Below are 17,046 nucleotides of genomic sequence, written 5' to 3' on the forward strand. Positions count from 1 at the left end.
ATAAATCGACAATTTTCAAACAACCGCATATAATTTCGAAAAAATTTTATAGTAACTATATTACGCAGAATAAAATTATAAAATCGTCTGCTGTAGGTTTATATCAACATTAAGTAAGAGAATCCTCATTCTTTTTCACTATAAATAGTAAATACGGCGTCAACATCCAAACCAAGCAGTTTGCGCTGAATTGCCTCTGCATCGCCGACTGTCAGACCGTTGTAATCCATATCACCAAGAGCTGTTCCTCTCTTTGTGATATGATTTGCGCTTGTACCGTCAAGACCGTATTTATTAGGATTTGCAAGAGTTTGCATTATCAATACTGCGTCAGCCATATCAAGTGTGCCGTCAGCGTTTGCATCACCGTCTTCACCACCGTATTCGATGATATTAAGATCGCCCATGATTATATAGTTCGTTTCAGGTTTGATATAAAGCACTCCTGAAACCTTATCGCCCTGCCGTATATCACTTTCAATAAAATATCCCACATGCATATTAGCGTCCATATCTATACTGAAAGCATAGCTGCCTTTCAGTTTGAAGCCCTTACTTGTTGTACCGTATGCAAAATTCTCGACCTCTGCGTTATTGATCTTTATGAACTTTGAATTCTTATCTTTAGAGTTTATATATACTCTGAAGGAGAATCCCTCTGTATCATAAAGATCTTTTTCATATTCTTCACCAGCTACCTTGATATCGGGAATATACTGATTTTTACCTATACTTACCACATATGCATTTCCGCCTTTGAGCTCTGCAAACTGATCTGATTTATAAGATTTGCCCTGCAAATCACTGATAGTAATATAATCCGGCTTTATTTTTTCAATCTCCCAGACGTAATCTGTTCTTAAAGTTTCTGATTTGCCTTTATTGGAACTCCTTGTAGCTGAATGATAAGCATTGACTACAAGTCCGCTGAGGTCAAGCTTTTCACCTTCATCGTAAATTGTTTTTGTCGGAAGAGTTTTTATACTGTCAAAGTGATCTACACCTGTTCCTCTTATCCATATTTCTGGCTCATCTATGTCCGTCACAGTTGCATCTAATGCTACTACATTAATATCAATAGAATATGTTGGCATATCTCCTGTAACAATGGCAAGATGTGTAAGCCCTTCTTTAATTGCTGTTAAAGTGAAAGTCTTCTGATCCGAGCTGTATGAAACGTTCATATTTGAAGACGGCATAATTGTTGCTACAATATTTTCTCCTGTACGCGGATCAATACAGTGACCTTCTCTTGTTTCACCTACTTTCATATCAGAAGTATCGAGGTCTACTTTTGCAAAAGGCAGTGTGGTGGTAGTGGTCAGTGGCTTCTCGTCAAGACTTATCCGAACGTCAGTAGTAGTCGTCGGAAGAAGATTTTTTTCATATTCATACCACCACTTGTCAACCGTCACTATAGTTGTAGTAGTATATGTAAAATTAGGATTATATTTTGTAGTTGTGGTTAAAGGGAGATTGTCAGGATTAACCGACTGATAAAGTGGCGGTGTTACAATTATCTTTTCGCTTGTTTTTCTGCCGTCAGATGTATAGACATTGATAGTAGTTTCGCCTTCTTTTAAGCATTCAAGTTCAAGTAATTCGGAATTTGATCTTTCAGTCACCCTTGCGATCGTCTCGTCTTCCACCTCATACCTTACATCTGAAGCCATTGCGCCGCAAAGTTTGAAATCAGGAATGCTTCCCGCAGATGCCTCAATGTTTTCTGTGAAGAAACGCAGGTAGATGGGAGTTTCCTTTATACTTTCCTTATCATAGACTATAACAGGAAGATAACTTTCTGTTCCCGCCAGTGTAATCTCATAATTTGTGTTATAATCAGATAATGCTTTAAATACAGCTCCTTCTTTAGATTTGAGCACTATATAATACTGACCTGCTTTAGTAGTATTCACCTGGCTTGTATCTATGGTGTAAAACTCAGAGTTGATACCTGAGCCAACGGAGAATTTTTGAAAATCATACAACGGTGAAACATATGATATTAATCCGTCGTGATATATTCCAAATCTGAGCTGTACATTATTTAGGTTAAGTTCATCTCCTGTGTATGCTTTCACAGAAAGATTATCAGCATCAAAAATGATCTCGCCCTTTTCTTTTACAGCAATTTCTTCGCTAGCCGAAACTACTGCAGGTGCTCCATCCTCAGCTATTGTTTTCATTGGAATAGTTGAAAATGATGTCAGTCCGATTATAATTGCCGTGAGTATTGTCAGTTTTTTACTTTTATTCATAGTAACCACTCCTTTAAATTATAGACATGACAGTTTGCTGTGCAGGAACTTTTCTAGCAACAATCCGTCTGTTATTATTGTTTATACTTATTAGACGTTCGAAAATAAAAAAACTCTCGCTCTTTTTCTAAAAAAATAAAAGAACCGCTATATTTTCAGCTTGTCAAAAGAAATCACCTATACTAATGTCTGCAGAAGCGATTTTTTACAGCTCTGAATAATAATTGAGGAACTCATCTATGCATGCTTTTTTCGAATACAGTGCAGACTGCCACACAAGCTCTCCGTTACATTCTAGGCTTAGTACATAACCGTCACACTGATGCCAGCCGTAGAGTAAATAATCAATGCCGTTATGTGAAAAAGCAATTTCATTTTCAGTTATAATTGCCTGTTTAAGCTCATTTGCACTCATAATATCCCTCATATATCGGTAATTTTTACCTGTCTGACGTTTTTTATCTTTTTAAGTCTTCTTGAAAGAGCTTCATTGTCAAGTTCCTTTTTAAGATCAACATCTGCACTGAAATATGATACAGCTGTAATACCGTCGTAAGAGACTGTTGCTGTATGAGTAATTATGTTTCCGTTTACACGACTTAATATTTTGGAGATCTCGCCCACAAGACCTATCCTATCAATGGAAATAACTTCTACCTTTTTCATTTCACACCTCCGCAGATATATTCTGAATCAATATGTATATAATATATCATGCTATACATATTTTGTCAATGTGTTTTCTATGTATTTGCTATTGACATTTTTAATGATGCGATATATAATCATACTATATATATAGATTCAATATAAAATGTGAGGTAAATAATGCTTAATCAGTTTTCAAGGACACAGCTCCTTATAGGAGCTGATGCTATAAAAAAGCTTTCGGAGTCAAGAGTTGCGGTATTTGGTATAGGCGGCGTAGGCGGATATGTATGTGAAGCTCTTGTAAGGAGCGGAGTAGGTCACTTCGAGCTTATTGACGATGACAAGGTATGTCTTACCAACCTTAACCGCCAAATACTTGCCACAAGAAAAACCGTGGGTAAATACAAGGCAGAGGTCATGGCTGAACGTATGCAGGAAATTAATCCCGAATCGGATATATACATTCACAAATGTTTTTTCCTGCCTGAAAACGCCGATGATTTCCCATTTGATAAATATGATTATGTCATTGACGCAGTTGATACGGTCACAGCCAAGCTGGAACTCATAATGCGCTGCAAAGAAAAGAATGTCCCTGTAATAAGTGCAATGGGCGCAGGAAACAAGCTTGACGCAGGACGTATGAAAATAGCTGATATTTATGAAACTTCCGTCTGTCCCCTTGCCCGTGTAATGCGGCATGAACTGAGAAAGCGCGGCGTTAAGAAGCTTAAGGTGGTTTACTCTGATGAACAGCCTATACGTCCGCTTGAGGATATGTCAATAAGCTGCCGCAGTCACTGCATCTGTCCTCCTGGAGCACAACATAAGTGCACTGAGCGCAGAGATATTCCGGGAAGCACAGCTTTTGTACCTGCTGTTGCAGGACTTCTTATTGCAGGTGAAGTAGTAAAAGACCTGACTATGAACATTTAACGTATATTTCTCTCTCAAGTTATAAACAACTCCTATCGTTTGCTATGGCTTTTTGGAATTGGACAAGAACCGATTTCGGTGCTATAATAAAGTCATACCAAGAGAAAGGAGCTGTACAAATGGTAACAGGAAAGTATCCCATACAGCACATTTCTCGCTCAGTGCTCATTTGTACAGAGCGAATGTGGAAAGCTGGACGATGTTGAAAAACTGACATATCAATAAATACTCCTGAGAAACAATATGTGCCATTAAAAGCCCGCCCGAACTTTCATTAGGTTCGGGCGGGCTTTGCTTATAGCTCTTTATAAACAAATATTATAGCAGAAATACTTGAAATTGAACTATATTTATGTTATACTTATTATACAGATAGGTTTTATAAACATAAAGGAGCGGATTAAAAATGCGAGTATCATCAAAGGTCGAATGCGGTATTATAGCACTTATAGATATTGCCGTAAATTCACGGAATAACAATATAGTCACACTAAACGCGGTATCCAAGAGGAATAATATTTCAGCAAAATATCTTGAACAGATCGTACCACTTCTGAAACACGCTGATTTTCTAAAAAGCGTTAAGGGCTCAGGTGGCGGATATGTCCTTGCCCGTGACCCTGCCGGTATTACTATAAATGAGATAGTAAACGCCCTAGATGATACAATCTTCTCCCCTTCTGTATTCAGCGATCAGCTTGATCACATAGCTACCGAAACGATATCTGAGTGCTTATGGAAGCCTGTCAATGATTATCTCCGGCAGTTCTCTCAAAAAATAACCTTGAAGGATCTTGCGAACAGATTTGCCGAGAAACAGGTCGAGCAGCTCGAACCAATGTATTATATCTAAAAACTATAAGTCCCGAAGTCACTGACCCGGGACTGTTTTTATACTGGATATGACAGATGCGCTGAGCTCTCAATGATTTATTCGTTGATGAAGTTTAAAGCCGACACAATGGCGTTTGCTCCGTCTGCTGCTGCGGTTATTACCTGACGGACAGCCTTTGTGCGCACATCTCCTGCGGCAAACATTCCCTCTGCCGAAGTGATGCAGCTTTCATCTGCAATGACATATCCTCTGTCGTCAAGGTCGGCTATACCGTTAAGAAGCGCAGTATTCGGCAGCGAGCCCACTGCAACGAAAACACCGTTCGTGCTCAGATTTTTCTCCGAACCTTTCTGATTGAGCTTTATGCCTGTGACCGAATCATCGCCAATTATCTCTGCGGGTACAGCTTCAAGAACGAACTGGATATTTGCAGTTTCTTCTGCTTTTTTTACCAGCAAAGCATTGGCTCTGAACTCATTCCGACGGTGTACGATATACACCTTTTCAGCCGTTTTTGAAAGATACAGAGCGTCCCCAAGAGCGGTATCTCCGCCGCCGATGACAGTGACAGTCTTGCCCTCGAAGAATGCTCCGTCACAAAGTGCGCAGTAGGAAACGCCCCTGCCTGTAAACTCTTCTTCGCCTGCAATGCCAAGCTTTTTCGGTGAAGCTCCCAGAGCGTATATTACGGTTTTGGACTCTATTATATTGCCGTCAGAAAGTACGACCTTCCAGATGCTGTCTGTACGGGAAAGCTCCGTGACTTCGCCCTCGATAAACTCAGTACCTAAAGCCTCAGCGTGTTCGCGGAATTTCTCACCGAGAGAAAATCCGTCGATACCGTAGTATCCGAGGTAGTTGTCCACCTGTTCGGTATAGGCTATCTGCCCCGTGCCCATGTACTCTTTTTCGATAACTGCAAAGCTGAGACCTGCACGGCTGGCATATACAGCGGCAGACAGTCCCGCAGGACCGCTGCCGAGAATTATAACATCATACATAGCTTTAATCCTGTACTATGACAAGCTCTTCCTTTTCGGACTTGTCACCCTCGATATGGAATGAATTGAGAACAGGCTCATCGTCCATAAGTGAGAGTATCATATAGCTTGCACTGCTGTCGTAGGCAAGTCTTTTGTCCTCATCGGAAGGGCGTGAAGGCGAAACAGGGTGGGAGTGCCAGTTGCCAAGGGGAGTAAGACCGTTGGCTCTCATATCCTTTACCGCAAAGAGCTGCTCCTTGGGATCAAGTGTGAAGTGCTCCTCGGCATGATCGACATTTGTAAGGATAGAGACCTTTTTCACTATCTTGTCATCTCCTGAGAGCTCTCCTGCTATAAGTCCGCAGGCTTCTATGGGAGATTCGCTTTGCGCGTGTGCAACTATTTTATCATAATCGCTTTTGCTGAGTTTTATCATAAACCAACACCGTCACATTCTGCCTGTTCGTAGTCGATAAGCTCCGTAATAGTTGGATTATCACCGCATACAGCACAGTTATGGGTATCGCTGGGAAGCTTTACCTTTCTGAACTGCATTTTCAGAGCGTCATAGGTAAGGAGATATCCTGTTAGCAGGTCTCCCACACCGAGTATATACTTGACAGCCTCCATAGCCTGCAAGCTGCCTATAACGCCTCCCATCGCGCCGATAACTCCTGCCTGCTTGCAGGTCGGTACAGCATCCTTCGGTGGCGGTTCCTTGAATACGCAGCGATAGCAAGGTCCCTGTCCCGGAACGTAGGTCATGAGCTGTCCCTGGAAACGGATTATACCTGCGTGTGAAAAGGGCTTCTTAGCCATAACGCAGGCGTCGTTTATCAGGAACTTGGCAGGGAAATTGTCAGTACCGTCGATAATGAAATCGTAGTCCTTTATGATATCGAGGATATTCTCGCTGGTAATGAACTCATGGTAGGTTATGACCTTGACATCGGGGTTCATAGCCTCCATAGTCTCCTTTGCGGACTGGACCTTCGGCTTGCCTACGTCCTTTGTCTGGTGGATTATCTGGCGCTGGAGATTGGAAAGATCTACCTCGTCAGCATCTGCGATACCGATAGTGCCGATACCTGCTGCTGCAAGATACATTGCAACAGGTGCGCCCAGACCGCCTGCACCGATAACGAGTACCTTTGCGTTAAGGAGCTTTTTCTGTCCCTTTGCACCTACCTCTTTGAGTATGATATGGCGCGAATAACGTTCTATCTGTTCATTGGTGAATGCCATTACTGACCGCCTCCCATAAAGTATAAGAATTCTACTGTGTCACCGTCTTTCAGTACAGTTTCCTCAAACTGACCGTGGTCAACGAAATCATCGTTGATAGTGACAGTTACGTATTCGGGTGTTTCTACTTTTTCGTCAATAACAAGCTGTGCAACGGTAAGTCCGTCGGCAACTTCTTTTTTTACTCCTGCAACTGTGATCTTCATTTATATCTGCTCCTTTATAAGAGTTATTATCTCGTCTTTTTTTACCGCACCTCTAATACGTGATACTTCCTCGCCTTTATTGAAGAGGATAAGTGTGGGAGCGGCTTGGATACTGTATTTTTCCACAAGCTCCTTCTCGAAGTTTGTGTTTATCTTCACTATTTTTATCTTGTCTGCATACTCGGTTTCAAGCTGGCTCAGTATGGGAGACATACGCTTGCATGGTATGCAGCTGTCCGAATAGAAATCAGCAAGTACGGGCAGCTCTGCTCCGAGCACCTCGCTGTCGAATTCGTCTTTGCTTATCCTTGCAGGCATATCAGTCACCGACTTTCTGCACGATAAGCTCAAATGTGCCGTCGCCGTTATCTGTAAGGCTGAGCACCTTGTGTCCCTCTTCCTTTATGCTCTTGGGGACGTTCTGTACTGGTTCGCCGTCGTTGAGTTTTATGGAGAGTATATCTCCGTCGTCAAGCTCTTCAAGAGCTATCTTTGCCTTAACAAAAGTTATAGGGCAATTTACATCAGTGATGTCGATTGAATCTGTAATATTGAACTCTGCCATGTATATCCTCCTTTACAGGCTCTCTACAGCCTGTCTGAAATCTTCGATAAGATCGTCTATATCTTCTATTCCGACGCTTATGCGTATAGTATCGTCATATACTCCCGCACTTATACGCTGCTGTTCGGTATTATGAGTATATATTGTGCTTGCAGGGTGAATGACAAGGGTACGGACATCACCGATATTTGTGGCTACAGATGCAAATTCAATACTGTCCATAAGCTTGAATGCCTTTTCCTTGCTGCCTGCCCTTATTGTTACTATAGCACCGCCCTTGCCCGAAAGCTCACTTTGCGTCAGCTCATAGTATGGAGAGGACGGGAGTGCTGGATAATTGACCTCTATATTGTCAAGTGACTCAAAAAACTCCGCAAGTTTAAACGCGTTGTCGCAGCAGCGTTCCATACGCAGACCGAGAGTTTCAAGTCCTACTATATTCATATAAGCGTTGAACGGTGAAAGACAGCCGCCTGTATTCCGCCATAAGCCGTTCCGCAGCTTTGACACGAACGCAAACGGTCCGAATTTCGCATAAAGCTCAAAGTTCGGGTATCTTTTGATATCCCACTTGAATTTTCCGCTGTCAACGATTATGCCGCTTATGGAGTTTCCGCCGCCGTTGATGTACTTTGACGATGAATGTACCACTATATCCGCACCATGCTTCAGCGGATTGATTATGTATGGAGTTGCAGTCGTGCTGTCAACTATGAGAGGTATGCCCTTCTCTTTACACGCTTTTGATACGCTGTCCAGATCGACTACATCGAGTTTGGGATTGCCGATAAGTTCTGTAAATACAGCTTTTGTATTCTCATTTGCCGCAGCAGTAACACTGTCGTAGGTTATTGCTTCGAGGAAATGCGCTGTTATACCAAAGGCTTTAAGGTCGTTGAAAAGGTCGATAGTTCCGCCGAAAAGTCCCGTGCTGACTATGACCTCATCGCCTGAGCGGAGTATATTCATCAGTACTGCGGTTATTGCTGCCATTCCCGATGAACAGGCAACTGCGCCGATACCGCCTTCAAGTGCGGCTATGCGGTTCTCAAATACGCTTACAGTGGGATTTCCTACTCTTGTATAGGAAAAACCTGCTGCTTTGTTGTTGAATACTTTTTCAAGCTGTTCTGCCGATTCACAGGCAAATGCACTGACCTGATAAAGCGGAGGCAAAGTTGCTCCTCGGTCTTCACCGTTGAATTTTGCATTGTGAAGCAGCGATGTATTAAATTTCATTGTATCACCACGCTTTTTCAGTATAAATGGCTTACAGGACGGCATAATGCCGTCCTGTAGCTCGATTTAGTTTAAGCAAGTGTTCTTATGCCCTGAACAAGTCTGTCAATATCGTTGAACGAATTGTAAAGTGCAAGTGTCGGGCGAACAGTGCCTTCAAGTCCGAAATGACGGAGTATTGGCTGAGCACAGTGATGACCTGTGCGGACTGCTATGCCAAGTTCGTTTAGGCGCTGACCAACAGTTTCGTTGTCCACGCCGTCAAGAACGAATGAAAGTACACTTGCTTTATTTGTAGCTGTACCGATGAGGTGAAGACCGTTTATCTTCTGCATTTCCTTCATAGCGTATACCAGAAGCTCATGCTCATGGCGGTTTACCTCTGTCATACCGATAGAATTGAGGTATTCAAGTGCTGCACCGAGACCCACTGCGTCTGCGATACTGCCTGTACCTGCCTCAAACTTGTTGGGAGCGGGATTGTAGATAGTACGCTCGAAAGTAACGTCCTTTATCATATTTCCGCCGCCGTGATAAGGTCTTGCAGCTTCGAGAACATCGGATTTGCCGTATACTGCACCGATGCCCGTAGGTCCGAATATCTTGTGTCCCGAGAACACGAAGAAATCAGTATCAAGAGCTGTAACGTTAACAGGGATATGTGCTACAGACTGTGCGCCGTCAATGAGTATGCGTACTCCGTGAGCGTGTGCTATAGCTACAAGCTCCTCAATAGGAGTTACAGTGCCGAGAGCATTGGAAACGTGAGTTGCAGATACGAATTTAGTCCTTCTTGTGAAGAGCTTTTCGTACTCTGATATGATAAGCTGACCGCTCTTGTCAACAGGAACTACCTTGATGACAGCTCCTGTTTCCTCGCAAATGAGCTGCCACGGAACTATATTTGCATGGTGCTCAAGCATAGTGAGGATAATCTCGTCACCGGGCTGTAAAAGAGGCTTAACGTAAGCGTTTGCCACAAGGTTTATAGCCTCAGTCGTACCTCTTACGAAAACGATGTTGTCCTTTGAGGGAGCACCGAGGAAGTCAGCTGTTATCTGCCTTGCATTTTCGTATGCGTCAGTAGAACGTGCAGCAAGCTCGTGAGCGCCTCTGTGAACGTTTGAGTTCTCGTGTGTATAGTAGTAGCTGATCCTGTCGATGACCTGCTGCGGACGCTGTGTTGTTGCGCCGTTGTCAAGCCATACAAGGTCGTGACCGTTTATCTTTTCGCTGAGTATTGGGAAATCATTTCTTATCTGAGCGAGAGTCTTTGTGCCGATGATTATCTGGCTGTCGTTTTTAGCTGTGGGAACAGTAGGTGCAGCTGCCTGCTGAGTATTCTTTGGAACGTAGCTGTCAGCCTGTCCCTGTGAAAGTACAACAGGTGCATATCCGCCCGATGTGGGCTGCTCCTGCGGAGCTGTATATGTATCGAAAGTGCTGTACTGCTGTGCAGCTCCGACTACAGGTGAAGCACCATAATCGTCAGCAATCTTTTCGTACTCAGATACACTTCCGTAGCCGCCGTTATACTCATTGGCTATCTGCTCAAACTCGGAAACGCTGCCGTAGCCGCTGAAAGCCTGCTCTGCTGATGAAGCGTAGTTAGTACCGCCGCCGTATGATGCTGCTTTGTTGAAAGCATCGTTTATAACGGAAGTATCACCGCTTGCTGCAAGTGCCTCTATGCCGCCTGCGCAGCGTGCTGCATCAAAGTCGGGAAACAATGAATTTGCAAGGCTTTCAAGCTCTGACTCAGATGGTATACCGTAATTAGTCGTAGTCATAGTATTCACCTACCTCGACATCCTCGAGAACAGCGATAGCGTCGTCTGAGAGAATAGCTGCCGAGCAGTAGAGTGAAAGCAGATAAGAAGCAACGCCCTTATCGTCAATACCTCTGAAACGAACTGAAAGTCCTCTTGACTGTTCATTTTTCAGATTACGCTGGAAAAGACCGATAACGCCTCTCTTAGCCTCACCTGTACGAACGAGAAGGATATTTGTCTTGCCACTCTTGCTCTTTGGATTCTTGAGACCGTCAACGAGGAGCTTGTCTGTAGGAATGATCGGGATACCTCTCCAGCAGATGAATGTGCCGCCTGCGATGTTTGTAGTTACAGGTGGTACGCCTCTCTTTGTACATTCTCTCTCAAATGCAGCGATAGCTCTTGGGTGAGCAAGGAAGAATGAAGGCTCTTTCCATACCTTTGTGATGAGCTCGTCGAGGTCATCAGGTGTAGGTGCGCCGTTTCTTGTCTGGATTCTCTGAGAATCTGGAACGTTCTTTAAAAGACCGTAATCATCGTTGTTGATGAGCTGGCTCTCCTGACGCTCACGAAGGCTCTCGATAGCAAGGTCGAGCTGCTCTTTTACCTGATCGTATGGTGAACCGTATACATCAGCAACTGCTGTGTTTACATTTATGATAGTTGAGATAGAAGCGAGCTGAAGCTCTCTTGGCTCTTCCTCATACTCAACATAGCCCTGAGGGATTATGTCAGACTTCTTCTCAACGCTGCAAAGAACGTCAAGAGGAGTTTCGCCCTCTTTTACCTTATTTATTCTGTAAATACCTGAGTCAAGTCCCTTGAATTCGAGTACCTTTGTGATCCACTTTGGTGTCAGTGCACCGTACTGAGGTCTGGTCTTGTTAACGTCGGCAAGGTTATATGCCGCTTTTTTGCCAAGTGCAACTATGGTGTCATTTTTTGTTTCTTTAGACATAATGTCTACCTCCATTTATTAATGTATATATTACAGACAGATTTAGTAAGCTTTAGTATGGCGTGATACATGGGTATTGAGTCCATGTATATATTTCAAAGCTTTCTCTGTCCGATAATCAATAGATCGGGAAATCCTTATCAACTTCCCTTGCCCATGCGTTTGTACCGCCCTTTAAGTTGTAAAGCGGACCTGTGTAGCCTGCCTCGCGGAGAGTATTCACAGCAAGTATACTTCTCTTGCCCTCCTTGCAGACAAAGACTGTATCAACAGAAGTATCAAGTTCCTTCTGTCGTCTTTCAAGCTGTCCTATAGGGATAACTATGGCATCGGGGAACTTTGCGATAGCTCTTTCGTGGGGTTCTCTAACATCGACAATGGTTATCTTCTCACCCTCGTCAATGCGGCGTTTGAGCTCCTTGGGCTCTATGCCCTCAACCTCTGCTTCTTCCTCTTTCTGCTGAGTAAGTCCGCAGAAGTCCTCGTAGTCGAAATCATCTATCTCGGTGATAGTTCTCTTCTTGCCGCAGATTGGGCAGTTATCGTTCTTATGTATTTTCAGCTCGCGCCATTTGAGGTTCCATGCGTCAAAGGTGACGACTCTGCCTATGAGGTTCTTGCCGCCGCCAACGATGAGCTTTATGACCTCGTTAGCCTGCAATGTGCCAATAACGCCGGGGAGAACTCCCACAACGCCGCCCATTGCACATGAGGGAACAAGTCCTGCCGGTGGCGGTGCAGGGTACATACATCTGTAGCAGGGGCCTTCCTTTGCATAGTATACCGAGACCTGTCCCTCAAACTGGTACATAGCTCCAAAAACATCGGGCTTTCCAAGAAGTACGCAGGTATCGTTTACAAGATAGCGTGTAGGGTAATTGTCAGATGCGTCTGCCACAACGTCGTATTCGGAGATTATGCTCTCAGCATTTTCGGCTGTAAGACGCATATTGTAGGTCTCCACCTTGACAAGCGGATTTATCTGTTTAATGCTGTCCTTTGCAGAAGCTACCTTAGGTCTTCCGATGTCCCTTGTACCGTGCATTACCTGACGCTGGAGATTGGACTCCTCAACCTCGTCATTGTCGATGATACCGATAGTACCAACGCCTGCCGCTGCAAGATATTGTGCAAGAGGAGTTCCGAGACCGCCTGCTCCTACGATGAGTACTTTTGCGGCTTTGAGCCTTTTCTGACCCTTAACTCCTATCTCCTGCAAGAGAAGATGACGGCTGTAGCGTGTTATCTCATCATTAGTAAGCTTTTCGCCTTTTCTGTCTCCGATAACGCTTTCAACGCCCGAACCTCCTGCAATAGCAGGGATAAGTATCACCTCATCGCCATCCTTGACTTTGGTATCGAAATCCTTAAGATCCCTGATATTTTCATCATTTACAAATACATTGATGAAGGCTCTCAGCTGACCTTCCTCGTCAAAGAGTGCTTTTTTGGTCTCAGGGTATTCCTCCGAAAGAAGAGTTAACACCTCTCCCACTGTTTTGCCTTCAAGCTCTATTTCTGATCTGTGCTCCGTAAAGAGCCTCAGGGTTGTCGGTATTACTACTGTAACTGCCATTTACTGTCCTCCTCTAATCTCTCCTGTGCCATATATACATGCTCTAAATCCATATCATCCATATAGATTTACTATGGTTTTAATGCATAGTTTCAATGTATGTATTATAGCACATTGTGACAAAGAAATCAATAGTCGCAGCTGACAAATAACTTAGCATCAGTAATAGTTTTTAATTATATCCCAAGCTTAAATTCTTTCATTAAATTATATAGAACCAGCTTGTATCCTCTTCTATATCTACTCTCTCAACAGGCTTTGAAGCGTCGTAATTATATCTAAGCTCCTGATTCTTCACGCTAACCTTTGCACCGTCTGGAACCGAACGTGTAATAAATGCGTTACCACCAATAACAACGTCTTTTCCTATTACCGTATCTCCGCCGAGTATTGAAGCTCCAGAATAGATTGTAACATTGTCCTCAATGGTAGGATGACGCTTCTTACTTTTCAGTGCCTGCCCCCCCCTTGTGGAAAGAGCTCCGAGGGTAACGCCCTGATATATTTTCACGTTATTGCCTATTACTGTAGTCTCTCCTATAACGATACCTGTTCCGTGATCTATGAAAAAGTATTTTCCAATGTTTGCTCCAGGGTGAATGTCGATACCTGTCTCACTGTGAGCGTATTCTGTCATCATACGTGGGATAACCGGTACGCCCAAAGTATATAGTTCATGTGCTATCCTGTTGATAAGAATTGCAAAAAGTCCCGGGTAGGAATATATTATCTCGTCTTTGCTATAAGCGGCAGGATCTCCTTCATAAGCCGCCTGAACGTCGGTCTCTATGTATTCCCTTATCTTACGAATCTGTTTCGTAAAACCTAGGGTTATCTGTCTGGCTTTTTCAACTATATCTTCATCGTTTCTCCGCTCGCCTCCGAGGACTATGGTTATCTGTTTGGTAAGCTTAAACATAACGTCCTCAATGAGCATAGACAGATTATTTCTGAGCGTGTAAACCTTTATTGAGCCGTTTTTGAAATATCCTGGAAAAATTACCTTCCTCAGGCTCGACAGAATATCTATTATCACCTCTTTGTCAGGGTGATTGAATATCCTTGATTTGTCTATCTCTTTTCCTATGTTATAATCCTCTATAAGATCTTCAACTATATTGTTTATATTATCTTCAAATGTATTCAATCTCTATTACTCCTTCCTATAAATAATCATATCATTATTATAGATGTTGGATTAATTAAAGTCAATATTTCGGTATATATCGCTTTTTTATTGCTTGTTATAGAAATTAGCAATAAGAAATTACAAGCCAATACCTGCGAAGTATCTGAAGAAAATTGATTAATTGACGGTAGTAAGATAGTTCATATAATATGCCTGTGAGTATAAAGTTTATCTTTTTTTAGGTACAAACGAAGTATATCTCTTCATAACCGATTCTTGTTGTTTTACAAACAGGCGCATGATTATTATTTGATCTTACTTTCACAAAAAGCACTAAAGCAGCTAAAAGCTTAAAAGCAAAAGACTCATAACCAGATAGAATGTACATTTGCTTCATATTACTTAAATCCACCATAATTCTGAATGTTTCTATAACTTCTTGCCATAAAAAACTCATATGGTTTATATCATGATACCATAGGAGTCATTTTTTATATTGTACGTTTTTACTGGAACAGTTCAGCAGCGCAAGCCTTGATTTCTACTTGCTTTGAAGCCAGAAAAGCCTCTTTCAGAAATATTGGAGCAGTATAAAAACAAACTGGCTTTCAGCAAAAAAATAATAGTAATTGAAAAACATTGCATTTCAATTACTATGAAATGTTTATTATAACAGGCACATATTGCTCTTCCGATTAAAAACTAACCGCCTCCGAGTTGAAGGCGGTTAGTTTTTTTATAATAAGAACGACATTCCATCCTCATCAAGCTTAAGTAGAATTACACCTGTTTAATGAAGGCGAATTACATGTGCTATCTGATTATTTTGCAAAACTATCAGATTTCGCCATAGTCCATATCCATAGCCATTGAAAAGCTATATTCCGGATATTCCTGAGAGAGATCTTTTCGAATATCTTCAAGAACTGCCTGACGGCTGTCTGCATCAAAACTGATCACTACATCAAAACGAACTGCTTTTTCTGACTTGTTATAGTAAAAACCATGCACCTGCTTTGCATATTCGTGTGAAAGTACTCGCTTACTGATTTCTTTACGGAACTTGGCTGCTTCAGAATCTTGAGTATTGATTGAATATACACCAACTGCCGTAAGAATGACCTGATGCTTTTTATAAACATCGATCATGATCTCTCTTGTCAGTTCGTCCAGTCTGCTGACAGAACAACTGTCTTCCAATTCGATATGAATAGAGCCGTTATATTTGTCTGGTCCGTAATTATGCAGTATCAGATCATATGCGCCTTTAACTTCAGGAAATGTACAGACTGTTTTTTTGATTTCTTTTATCAGTTCGACATCCCCGGGTTCTCCAAGTAGTTTAGATACCGTTTCGGAAAGCATCTCAAAACCTGCCTTTATGATAACAACTGAAATGACAGCTCCAAGAAATGCTTCAAGGGAAAGGCCAGAAAATACATATATAAGAGCAGCAACCAGTGTAGCAGAAGATATAACGGAATCAAGAAGTGCATCTTTTCCCGAATTTACCAAAGAGTCAGAGTTCACTTTTTCTCCTGTTTTTTTCACATATAATCCGAGACCTATCTTCACAAGAACAGCAACACCGACAATAATAAGTGAAATTGCAGAGTATTCAGGAGTGCTGGGGTTAACTATCTTCTTGATAGATTCCACAAGTGAAGTTAAACCTGCATATAAAACGATAGCAGCTATAATAAGTGAACTCAGATATTCTATCCTGCCATATCCGAAAGGATGCTTTTTATCGGATTCACGTCCAGCAAGTTTTGTTCCAATAATTGTTATTACAGAACTTAGTGCATCAGAAAGATTATTTACTGCATCAAGCGTAATTGCGATCGAATGACTTATGACTCCTATCACTGCCTTGAATGTTGCAAGGAACACATTAGCCAATATCCCGATCACACTAGTGTGAACGATTATCTTACTTCGTTTTTCTGCTTCAGAGTATTGCATTTTTTAAAGTCCTTCCTGTTTAAGTTTATACTATGATTAGCTCCGTTTGTTTTTGCACCAGAAATGCCACTTTGGAGCTGGAGGCATAGGTTCGTGATTTAAGAGTGCCTTTATTACTCTGCGGTGAGTAAAGCAGCAACATACGCACACTGCACAGATAACTAATAAAATAATGATACCTTTCATAATATTTTCCTCCTTTTTATCCGTTGATCATCTTCTGTACCAGTTCACGCTTTTCATAGAGAACACAACCTCCGCTATGGTCTTCCAGCAGATAACCTTCATCTCTCAGCTTTCTAAACAGCGGTGAATTTATCGCCTCTTTCAAAGAGCTGTTTCTAACATTGATGTCTGAATAAGGTGAGAACGGACAAGGTTCTGCACCTCCGTGGGAATTGATATGGAAGAAGCCTCTTCCTGCGGCAACACAGCCGCCTGAGCTTTTTTCATCGCCTGGGAACGATATGTAAACCATTTCTGGGTGAGTTTCCCTCAACTGTATTATCTCATTTTGTAAATACTCACGCTCTGAATCTGAAGGAGCAAGCTCACTGCTCTCTTCAGTCACAGGGACATACTCCACAAATATGATCACTTTACAGCCTTTTTCCGAAAGACTGTTCAAAAAAGCTTGTGAGGTAACTTCCTTGTAATTCCTTGTAGTGACCGTAACGGAAGCACCAAATATCAGTCCACGCTTTTTAATCTCGTTCATATTGGCAATC

The 17,046-nt window shown here is 42.4% G+C and carries 18 protein-coding genes; 2 read left to right on the forward strand and 16 right to left on the reverse strand.

Annotated features, from left to right (window positions below):
* Positions 1–125 precede the first annotated feature (125 nt).
* The 3 genes from J6U00_RS10305 to J6U00_RS10315 form a co-directional block, all read right to left on the reverse strand.
* On the reverse strand, positions 126–2,258 hold the full coding sequence (locus tag J6U00_RS10305; RefSeq protein WP_296581571.1) for a dockerin type I repeat-containing protein: 2,133 nt from the start codon (positions 2,256–2,258) through the stop codon (positions 126–128).
* Between the two features lie 205 nt (positions 2,259–2,463).
* On the reverse strand, positions 2,464–2,673 hold the full coding sequence (locus tag J6U00_RS10310; RefSeq protein ID WP_296581573.1) for a hypothetical protein: 210 nt from the start codon (positions 2,671–2,673) through the stop codon (positions 2,464–2,466).
* Between the two features lie 8 nt (positions 2,674–2,681).
* Positions 2,682–2,924: an ACT domain-containing protein gene (locus J6U00_RS10315; protein ID WP_296581575.1), complete on the reverse strand. Its 243-nt coding sequence runs from the start codon at positions 2,922–2,924 to the stop codon at positions 2,682–2,684.
* A gap of 162 nt (positions 2,925–3,086) precedes the next feature.
* On the opposite strand from J6U00_RS10315, the gene J6U00_RS10320 reads away from it, so the two are divergent.
* Both J6U00_RS10320 and J6U00_RS10325 read left to right on the forward strand, forming a co-directional pair.
* Entirely contained in the window at positions 3,087–3,845 is a 759-nt protein-coding gene (locus tag J6U00_RS10320) for a tRNA threonylcarbamoyladenosine dehydratase (protein ID WP_296581577.1), read from the forward strand.
* A gap of 406 nt (positions 3,846–4,251) precedes the next feature.
* Entirely contained in the window at positions 4,252–4,698 is a 447-nt protein-coding gene (locus tag J6U00_RS10325) for an Rrf2 family transcriptional regulator (RefSeq protein WP_296581580.1), read from the forward strand.
* 77 nt (positions 4,699–4,775) lie between these two features.
* Here the strand turns inward: J6U00_RS10325 and trxB are convergent, their stop codons facing one another.
* The 13 genes from trxB to J6U00_RS10390 all read right to left on the reverse strand — a co-directional run.
* Positions 4,776–5,681 (reverse strand): thioredoxin-disulfide reductase, encoded by a 906-nt coding sequence (trxB, locus tag J6U00_RS10330; RefSeq protein ID WP_296581582.1) that lies wholly within the window; start codon positions 5,679–5,681, stop codon positions 4,776–4,778.
* Positions 5,682–5,685: 4 nt separating this feature from the next.
* Positions 5,686–6,099, reverse strand: a complete 414-nt coding sequence (locus J6U00_RS10335; protein WP_296581583.1) for a M67 family metallopeptidase — start codon at positions 6,097–6,099, stop codon at positions 5,686–5,688.
* Positions 6,096–6,908 (reverse strand): molybdopterin-synthase adenylyltransferase MoeB, encoded by an 813-nt coding sequence (moeB, locus tag J6U00_RS10340; protein WP_296581585.1) that lies wholly within the window; start codon positions 6,906–6,908, stop codon positions 6,096–6,098. Before moeB ends, J6U00_RS10335 begins: the two co-directional genes overlap by 4 nt.
* On the reverse strand, positions 6,908–7,114 hold the full coding sequence (gene thiS, locus J6U00_RS10345; RefSeq protein ID WP_295067360.1) for a sulfur carrier protein ThiS: 207 nt from the start codon (positions 7,112–7,114) through the stop codon (positions 6,908–6,910). The genes moeB and thiS overlap by 1 nt, the downstream gene beginning before the upstream one ends.
* Positions 7,115–7,432 carry a thioredoxin domain-containing protein gene (locus J6U00_RS10350; protein ID WP_296581587.1) on the reverse strand — a complete coding sequence of 106 codons (318 nt, stop codon included), beginning with the start codon at positions 7,430–7,432 and terminating at the stop codon, positions 7,115–7,117.
* Position 7,433: 1 nt separating this feature from the next.
* Positions 7,434–7,679 carry a sulfurtransferase TusA family protein gene (locus J6U00_RS10355; protein ID WP_074715588.1) on the reverse strand — a complete coding sequence of 82 codons (246 nt, stop codon included), beginning with the start codon at positions 7,677–7,679 and terminating at the stop codon, positions 7,434–7,436.
* Between the two features lie 12 nt (positions 7,680–7,691).
* Positions 7,692–8,963, reverse strand: coding sequence for an aminotransferase class I/II-fold pyridoxal phosphate-dependent enzyme (locus tag J6U00_RS10360; RefSeq protein ID WP_365718752.1), 1,272 nt, complete (start codon positions 8,961–8,963; stop codon positions 7,692–7,694).
* Between the two features lie 26 nt (positions 8,964–8,989).
* Complete coding sequence (locus tag J6U00_RS10365; protein WP_296581588.1) at positions 8,990–10,708, reverse strand: cysteine desulfurase; 1,719 nt, start codon at positions 10,706–10,708, stop codon at positions 8,990–8,992.
* Positions 10,695–11,648, reverse strand: coding sequence for a family 2A encapsulin nanocompartment shell protein (locus J6U00_RS10370; RefSeq protein WP_296581589.1), 954 nt, complete (start codon positions 11,646–11,648; stop codon positions 10,695–10,697). The genes J6U00_RS10365 and J6U00_RS10370 overlap by 14 nt, the downstream gene beginning before the upstream one ends.
* A 118-nt stretch (positions 11,649–11,766) precedes the next feature.
* Positions 11,767–13,224 (reverse strand): ubiquitin-like small modifier protein 1, encoded by a 1,458-nt coding sequence (locus J6U00_RS10375; RefSeq protein ID WP_296581591.1) that lies wholly within the window; start codon positions 13,222–13,224, stop codon positions 11,767–11,769.
* Positions 13,225–13,426: 202 nt separating this feature from the next.
* Positions 13,427–14,371 (reverse strand): serine O-acetyltransferase EpsC, encoded by a 945-nt coding sequence (gene epsC / locus J6U00_RS10380; RefSeq protein WP_296581593.1) that lies wholly within the window; start codon positions 14,369–14,371, stop codon positions 13,427–13,429.
* 819 nt (positions 14,372–15,190) lie between these two features.
* The gene (locus tag J6U00_RS10385) at positions 15,191–16,318 is read right to left on the reverse strand and encodes a cation diffusion facilitator family transporter (protein WP_296581594.1); all 1,128 of its coding nucleotides are present in this window, start codon (positions 16,316–16,318) and stop codon (positions 15,191–15,193) included.
* A 202-nt stretch (positions 16,319–16,520) separates the two neighbouring features.
* Positions 16,521–17,046, reverse strand: a 526-nt coding sequence (locus J6U00_RS10390; RefSeq protein WP_365718758.1) for an SPASM domain-containing protein, incomplete at its 5' end; no start/stop codon positions are given.

Source organism: Ruminococcus sp., from assembly GCF_017650195.1.
Lineage (GTDB): Bacteria > Bacillota > Clostridia > Oscillospirales > Ruminococcaceae > Ruminococcus.

Bases quoted from the DNA above. Each gene is read 5' to 3' on its own strand.
- J6U00_RS10305 (WP_296581571.1), bottom strand. From the start codon at position 2,258: ATGAATAAAAGTAAAAAACTGACAATACTCACGGCAATTATAATCGGA.
- J6U00_RS10310 (WP_296581573.1), bottom strand. From the start codon at position 2,673: ATGAGTGCAAATGAGCTTAAACAGGCAATTATAACTGAAAATGAAATT.
- J6U00_RS10315 (WP_296581575.1), bottom strand. From the start codon at position 2,924: ATGAAAAAGGTAGAAGTTATTTCCATTGATAGGATAGGTCTTGTGGGC.
- J6U00_RS10320 (WP_296581577.1), top strand. From the start codon at position 3,087: ATGCTTAATCAGTTTTCAAGGACACAGCTCCTTATAGGAGCTGATGCT.
- J6U00_RS10325 (WP_296581580.1), top strand. From the start codon at position 4,252: ATGCGAGTATCATCAAAGGTCGAATGCGGTATTATAGCACTTATAGAT.
- trxB (WP_296581582.1), bottom strand. From the start codon at position 5,681: ATGTATGATGTTATAATTCTCGGCAGCGGTCCTGCGGGACTGTCTGCC.
- J6U00_RS10335 (WP_296581583.1), bottom strand. From the start codon at position 6,099: ATGATAAAACTCAGCAAAAGCGATTATGATAAAATAGTTGCACACGCG.
- moeB (WP_296581585.1), bottom strand. From the start codon at position 6,908: ATGGCATTCACCAATGAACAGATAGAACGTTATTCGCGCCATATCATA.
- thiS (WP_295067360.1), bottom strand. From the start codon at position 7,114: ATGAAGATCACAGTTGCAGGAGTAAAAAAAGAAGTTGCCGACGGACTT.
- J6U00_RS10350 (WP_296581587.1), bottom strand. From the start codon at position 7,432: ATGCCTGCAAGGATAAGCAAAGACGAATTCGACAGCGAGGTGCTCGGA.
- J6U00_RS10355 (WP_074715588.1), bottom strand. From the start codon at position 7,679: ATGGCAGAGTTCAATATTACAGATTCAATCGACATCACTGATGTAAAT.
- J6U00_RS10360 (WP_365718752.1), bottom strand. From the start codon at position 8,963: ATGCCGTCCTGTAAGCCATTTATACTGAAAAAGCGTGGTGATACAATG.
- J6U00_RS10365 (WP_296581588.1), bottom strand. From the start codon at position 10,708: ATGACTACGACTAATTACGGTATACCATCTGAGTCAGAGCTTGAAAGC.
- J6U00_RS10370 (WP_296581589.1), bottom strand. From the start codon at position 11,648: ATGTCTAAAGAAACAAAAAATGACACCATAGTTGCACTTGGCAAAAAA.
- J6U00_RS10375 (WP_296581591.1), bottom strand. From the start codon at position 13,224: ATGGCAGTTACAGTAGTAATACCGACAACCCTGAGGCTCTTTACGGAG.
- J6U00_RS10385 (WP_296581594.1), bottom strand. From the start codon at position 16,318: ATGCAATACTCTGAAGCAGAAAAACGAAGTAAGATAATCGTTCACACT.